The sequence below is a fragment of the Mailhella sp. genome, from assembly GCF_057866825.1.
On record NZ_DBMAHT010000121.1, the window covers coordinates 1 to 6,052 of the forward strand.

General features: G+C 64.6%; 5 protein-coding genes. 4 read left to right on the top strand and 1 reads right to left on the bottom strand.

Annotated elements, in window-relative coordinates:
* From ACZM96_RS09085 to ACZM96_RS09095, 3 genes are all read left to right on the top strand, one after another.
* A partial coding sequence (locus ACZM96_RS09085; protein ID WP_489488662.1) for a DVU_1553 family AMP-dependent CoA ligase occupies nt 1-1,082 on the top strand: 1,082 nt, incomplete at its 5' end.
* Nucleotides 1,051-2,094 (top strand): XdhC family protein, encoded by a 1,044-nt coding sequence (locus tag ACZM96_RS09090; protein WP_489488664.1) that lies wholly within the window; start codon nt 1,051-1,053, stop codon nt 2,092-2,094. The genes ACZM96_RS09085 and ACZM96_RS09090, both read left to right, overlap by 32 nt.
* A gap of 112 nt (nt 2,095-2,206) precedes the next feature.
* Entirely contained in the window at nt 2,207-3,349 is a 1,143-nt protein-coding gene (locus ACZM96_RS09095) for a DVU_1551 family NTP transferase (RefSeq protein WP_489488665.1), read from the top strand.
* A 326-nt stretch (nt 3,350-3,675) separates the two neighbouring features.
* Here ACZM96_RS09095 and ACZM96_RS09100 read toward each other — a convergent pair whose 3' ends face one another.
* Complete coding sequence (locus ACZM96_RS09100; protein ID WP_489488666.1) at nt 3,676-4,587, bottom strand: hypothetical protein; 912 nt, start codon at nt 4,585-4,587, stop codon at nt 3,676-3,678.
* Nucleotides 4,588-4,728: 141 nt separating this feature from the next.
* Between ACZM96_RS09100 and ACZM96_RS09105 the strand changes: the two genes are divergently transcribed.
* The coding region (locus ACZM96_RS09105; protein WP_489488667.1) for an AsmA family protein at nt 4,729-6,052 on the top strand (1,324 nt) is incomplete at its 3' end.

The following is a 6,052-nucleotide window of genomic DNA, read 5'->3' on the forward strand; positions in this document are numbered from 1 at the left end:
CTTCCCGGCTGGACGCCTGGCTTGACGCAGAGTGCGGCGGCAATCCGGCCGTGCCGCTTCCCGAAAGGCTGGAGGCCGCACGTCTTGAAGCCCTGCGCCGCACCCTGCGCCGCGCCTTTTCCCTCAGCCGCTGGTACAGGCGAACGCTTTCCGGCTGCAATCTCGACATCAAAACGGCGGCCGATCTTGCCAGGCTCCCCTTCACCACGCCGGAAGATCTGCACGACTACCGGGAATTTCTCTGCGTGCCGCAGGGAGACGTGCAGCGCATCGTCACGCTCCAGACCTCCGGTTCCACGAACGCTCCCAAGCGCATCGCCTTTTCGGAAGGCGATCTGGCCCGCACGGCGTCGTTTTTCGCCGCGGGCATGGCGCAGCTCGTGCATGAAGGGCAGCGCCTCATGGTGCTGCTGCCCGGCGCGCAGTGTCCCGACGGCGTGACGGATCTGCTCCGTCAGGCGCTCACGCCCTCCGGCGTGGACGTGGTGGCAGGTCACCCCGAAGCCACGGCCGAAACGCTGCGCGACGACCTTTCCCGCTGGCATCCGCAGTGTCTTGTGGCCGCGCCGCATCAGCTCTCCGCCCTGCTCGACGCCGCCCGCGACGATACGTTCCGCCGCCTCGCCTCGTGCGTGGAAGGCATTCAGTCGAGCGGCGACATTCTTGACCTGTCCGTGCGCGACGGTCTGGAAGAAGCGCTCGACTGCGTGGTGCTCGACCATTACGGCATGACGGAAACCTGCTTCGGCGGGGGCGTGCAGTGCATGGCGAAAAACGGCTATCATCTGCGGGAGCTGGATCTTTTTCTGGAAATACTGGATCCTGTGTCCGGCAAACCCGTGCCCGAAGGCGAAACCGGAGAAATCATACTGACGACCCTCAACAGGGAAGCCATGCCCCTCATCCGCTACCGCACCGGCGACGCCGCAGCCTGGCTACCCGGCCCCTGTCCGTGCGGCAGTCCCATGCGTCGGCTTTCCCCGCTGAAGGGCCGCTATGTCCGTATCGACGGAGCGCCGGTGCTGCGCCTCGTCCGCAAAGGAGGTTTTTATGCAAGAACTGCTGCATCTTCTGTGTTCTGAGCTCGCGGCGGGACGCCCCGCCGCTCTGGCCACCGTGGTGTTTCAGGCGGGCTCCGCTCCCCGCGGCGCAGGTTCCCGGCTGCTCGCGGGACCGAAAGGACTTCTCGGCGGCACCACGGGCGGAGGACTGGCCGAAGCCAGGGTCATCGAGGCCTGCGCCAAAGCCTGCGAAACGCAGGAAGCCTCGGTGCTCGACATCGCCATGGACGGCACGCTGGCCGCACGTTCGGAAATGATCTGCGGCGGACAGGTGCGCGTGCTCATTGAACCTTTTGCTCCGGAAAACAGGGAACTTGCCAACGTGGCCTCGCTGGCCGCCGCTGCGGCGGAAGACGCGGGATGCCGCATCGTCCGCCCCTACGCTTCGACGCGCACGTCCTGGACGCTGCTGTACGACGACGGATCCGCCGCCGGAGCCCCTCTCGACGACGCCGCGGCCAAAACGCTGCTTGCCGCGCCTCTGGACGAAGCCGCCCTCGTGCCCTGCGGCGAAACCGTGTATTTCTGCGAACGCTGCCAGGCGCCGGAACGCATGATCATCGTGGGCGGCGGGCACGTGTCCCGTCCCACGGCGGCCATTGCCGGACTCACCGGTTTTGCCGTCCACGTGCTCGACGACAGGCCCGAATACGCCAACAGCGACCGCTTCCCCAACGCCGAGGTGCATGTCACGCCGGAGTATGCCCGCTGCTTTGACGCGCTTCACGTCACGCCCCGCGACTACATCGTCATCGTGACGCGCGGCCATCTGTTCGACGGCGTGGCCGCGGCGCAGGCGCTCAGAACGCCCGCAGGCTACATCGGCATGATAGGCAGCACGCGCAAGCGTCAGCAGATTTACGCCAAACTGCTCGAATCCGGCTTCACGGAACAGGACCTTGCCCGCATTCACGCGCCCATCGGTCTCGACATCGGCGCGGAAACGCCCGAAGAAATCGCGGTCAGCATTCTGGCCGAGTGCATTGCGGTGCGCCGCCACGCTCCCGCCCCCGTGACATGGAGAAAAAAATAAGCGATCATGAACCCGAATCCGACGGGGGCTTCCATCCTGCCGCCGAATTCAGGCCGCACGCCGCTGCGTCCCGCATGCGGCGTTTTCTTCAACCTCAACTTGAAGTTTTTCCATGATCGCTTACGCACTTATTCTGGCCGCAGGCTTTTCCACGCGCATGGAGCCCCACTTCAAACCGCTGCTTCCCCTGCCCCTGCCGGGCGGCGAATGCAGCGCGCTTGCCGCCGTGTGCGCGCTTTATCAGTCCGAGGGCGTGAAACCGCTGGTGGTGGGAGGCAACCGGGCCGACCTCACCCGGCGCGAAGCCGAATCCCTCGGCGCGGCGTTCACGCTCAACAGGCATCCCGAGCGCGGCATGTTCTCAAGCATCCGCGCAGGCATGGCCGCCCTGCCGCCGGACTGCACCCACGTGTTCGTGCATCCCGTGGACATCCCCCTCGTCAGGCGCATGACCGTACGCACGCTTCTCGACGCCGCCGACGTCCCGGACACCCCGCCGCTCATTCCCTGCTATCAAGGCCGGGCCGGACATCCGCCGCTCTTTCCCGCGTCCGTCAGGCACTCCGTGTTGAATGCAGGCGACGACGGCTGCCTGCGCACCGTTGTGGAGAGCCTGTGCCCGGTTTCGGTGCCCGTGGTGGACGCCTTCATTCTCCGCGACATGGACAGTCCCGGCGATTACGCGGCCCTGTGTGAACTCGCGCCCCGGCAGAACATGCTCTCGCCCGAGGAAGCGGAGGAACTCCTGCATGTCCGTCACGTGCAGGAGAGGGGTGTGCAGCACTGCCTTGCCGTCAGTCGTGTGGCCGCCTGCTTTGCCTCGGCGCTGAACTCCGCCCGCCGCGCACGGGGAGAGAAACCGCTCAGCGAAGCACTGGCCCGGGCCGGGGGCATGATTCACGACGTGTGCAAGGGCGAGCCGCACCATGAAGCCGCCGCGGGAGCGCTGTTTCGCGGATGGGGCATGGAGCCCATGGCGCGTCTGGTGGAAGATCACCGCGACATGACCATTCCCGACGCCGAACCGCTCTCCGAACGGGAAATGGTGTTTCTTGCGGACAAATTCGTGCGCGGAAGCGAAGCCGTGCCCCTGAGAGAGCGCTTTTACAGCAAGATGGCCCGCTACTCCGAAAACCCGGAAGCCGTGGCCGCCATCACCGGACGCATGGAGCGCGCCGAGGCCATGGCGAACCGCATGGAAAAGGAATGCGGCCGCAGCCTTGAGGAACTCGCCCGCGAGGCGCTCGCAGAGTAGCCGCGACAGGACAGCAGGGACGGTTCTTCGGCCCCGCTCCGAGACATCGCGTTTCCCGGAGCCCTCGACGGCGAACAACACCCGCCGCAACGGCGGAAAGGTCCTGTGCCTGCCTCGCCCGCTTCTGCCTGCAACAGGAAAACACGCATCTTGCAAGCTGACGCGGCATCACATGCTGCATCAAAAAAAGGAAGGCCCGGCGCTGATCGAACAGCATCGGGCCTTTTTTCTGATTTCCTCAGAGGGAGAAGGCACGCCGCGCAAAAAAGGCAAAACGGCGTGCGGGGTGAAAAGACGAACGCCCTGCCTGAATGGCGCCTTGCATGCTACACGCGGCCGAGCACGAAATACACGCCCGCCACAAGCAGAACCAGCGCCAGAAACGCCAGCGAACGCTTCTGCATGGGCAGGGCGGCATGGGCCACGGCGTACCAGAGAAGCGCGGCGAGCGGCAGGCAGAGCATGCCCGCCGTGAGCGCATGGGAAGCGTACACGCCGGCAAAGGGAAGCAGCGCCAGCGCGCGTTCGGCGTCAACCACGGGCGTGAGCCAGAACATGGCCGCCGCGGACACGGTGAGCAGCAGTCCGGCGCAGAATGCCTGCCGGGCGCGCATGGACAGCGCAAAGGAATAATAGTCCCTGCCGAAGTCGTCGCGATTGCGGCAGAGAATGTGCCAGCACAGCGCCAGCGCGTAGGCTCCCGTCAGACCGAGAAACAGGGAGAAGGCCGCAAACAGCGCAAAGCCCAGACTCTGAAGTCCGGCCATGAGCACGAGAAAAGCCTGCACCGTCTCTTCCTCGCTGCCGGCTCCCGCCGTGAGCGCGCCGAGACAGAAGCCCCAGGAAAGGATGCACAGAAGGCAGGCCGAAAGCGTGGAGGCAAGTCCGGAAAGCACGCCAAAGGCCATTTTGCCCGTGCGGCGGACAAAAAGCACGGCAACCGCGCACAGGGCCGCCACGGCGGAGGCCAGCACAAGGCACTCCCACACAAAAGCCCACGGCCCGGTCATGAGCCTGTTGATCCATCCCCCGGCCAGCAGATCGGCAACAAGAGCCAATGCAAAAAGCACCTGAAGCGCGGCCGTGAACGATTCCGTCTGACCGGCGCACTTGTCGTAGAGCGAACGGCGGCGGACGGAGGCGAGTCTGTGATCCCACACGGAAACAAAAGGAAGCATGGCGCCGGAAAATCCGACGATAAGAAGCACGGCAAGCGCCGCGCAGGTAAAGAATGTCATGAGTACTCCTGTCGCCCTACCGACGTAATCACCGGCGGCGCCCTCTTCCTACTTGTGCAGTGACGGCAAGTTTTCTACTATGCGGGCAGCCCGGGCATGAAAGATCGGTACGAAATGTACCGCGGCCCGTCAAGAGGGAATATGCGCAAACCCCGTCCTGGAACGATTCTTCTGCTGCTGTGGGGAGTTTTTCTCTCCCTTGCGGTCTACGGCTATCTCGCATGGCTTCAGCCGTCGCGTCTGGCTTCCACCGTGTCTCAGATGCTGGAATCAAAACTCGACGTGCAGTGCCGCATCGGCGAAGTGTCGCTTTCCTTCTTTCCCGTGCCCACCATCCACGCCTCGAACCTCGCCCTGCTGCGCGGCAGCGTGGACGACCTGGAACTTCATGTGCGGCAAGCCCGCATTCAGATAGGCTACCTTTCCCTCCTTCGCATGAAGCCCGTCGTCCGCTCGCTTTCTCTGGAGAGTCCCACGCTCGACATCTCCAGCGATCTCATTCAGAAGCTTCTCGACAAAAAAAAGGCCGAAGCTCAGGCCGAAGACGCCCGTCCCTTCTCGCTTTCCGATCTGCCCGGCATCACGGGCGTGCGCATCAGCGTGGAAAACGGCACCTGCCGCATCACCGGAGCCGAAGGCAAGGGACATCTCGCCGTTTCCGGCATCAACGTCGACGCCAGAATGCCGGGCCTTCTTCCCGGCCATCTGGACCTTGCCGTGGGAAGCCTGCGCTACACCACCTCCGCGGGGCTCGACGCCTCGGCGTCCGACACCCGCCTTTCCCTGTCGTCGCTGCGGCGCAATCATCGGGAAATGTGGCGCGGCGACGTCGCGTTTTCCTCCAACCTTCAGCTTGCCGCCCTCGACAAACTCATGGGGCACGAAATCGCCGGACCCTACCGCTACTTTCCCATGCCGGAGCCGCTCAAGCTCTCGCTGACGGGCGAATTTTCCGCCTCCCCGGAACAGTCGCTCTACAAGGCAAGAGGCACGGCGCAATCCTCCGCAACGCTCGTCATGAACGGCCATCCGGTGCCCATTTCCCTGTCCGTGCCCTTCGACGCGCAGAATGTCGCCGAAGGCATGGACGTAACCGGCGCCGACGTGCGCATGGGCGACGACAACGTCATCATTTCCGGTCATGTGACCGGCCTTGCCGACGGCAATCCCGTGCTGAACGGCCGGGCCGACATCCGCCACTTCAGCCTTGCCCGCTGGTTCGGCTTCGGGCAGGCCATGACCGCGGGCCTTCAGCGCGCGCTCGACGGCATCACCGGCTCCTTCGACGGCATGGAGCTCAGCCTACGCGGCGTGACGGTGTCCAAGCTCAAAGCGCAGGTGCTGGGCATAGCGCTGGAAGGCTCGGGAAGCTGCCGCGACTATCTCAAGCCGGAAATTCTCATCAGCGGTCATGCCAGGCAGGCCGATCTCAACAGCATCTTTCCCGAACTGCGCGGGGAATTTC

Coding starts and splice junctions, on each gene's coding strand:
- ACZM96_RS09090 (WP_489488664.1), top strand. CDS start 1,051: ATGCAAGAACTGCTGCATCTTCTGTGTTCTGAGCTCGCGGCGGGACGC.
- ACZM96_RS09095 (WP_489488665.1), top strand. CDS start 2,207: ATGATCGCTTACGCACTTATTCTGGCCGCAGGCTTTTCCACGCGCATG.
- ACZM96_RS09100 (WP_489488666.1), bottom strand. CDS start 4,587: ATGACATTCTTTACCTGCGCGGCGCTTGCCGTGCTTCTTATCGTCGGA.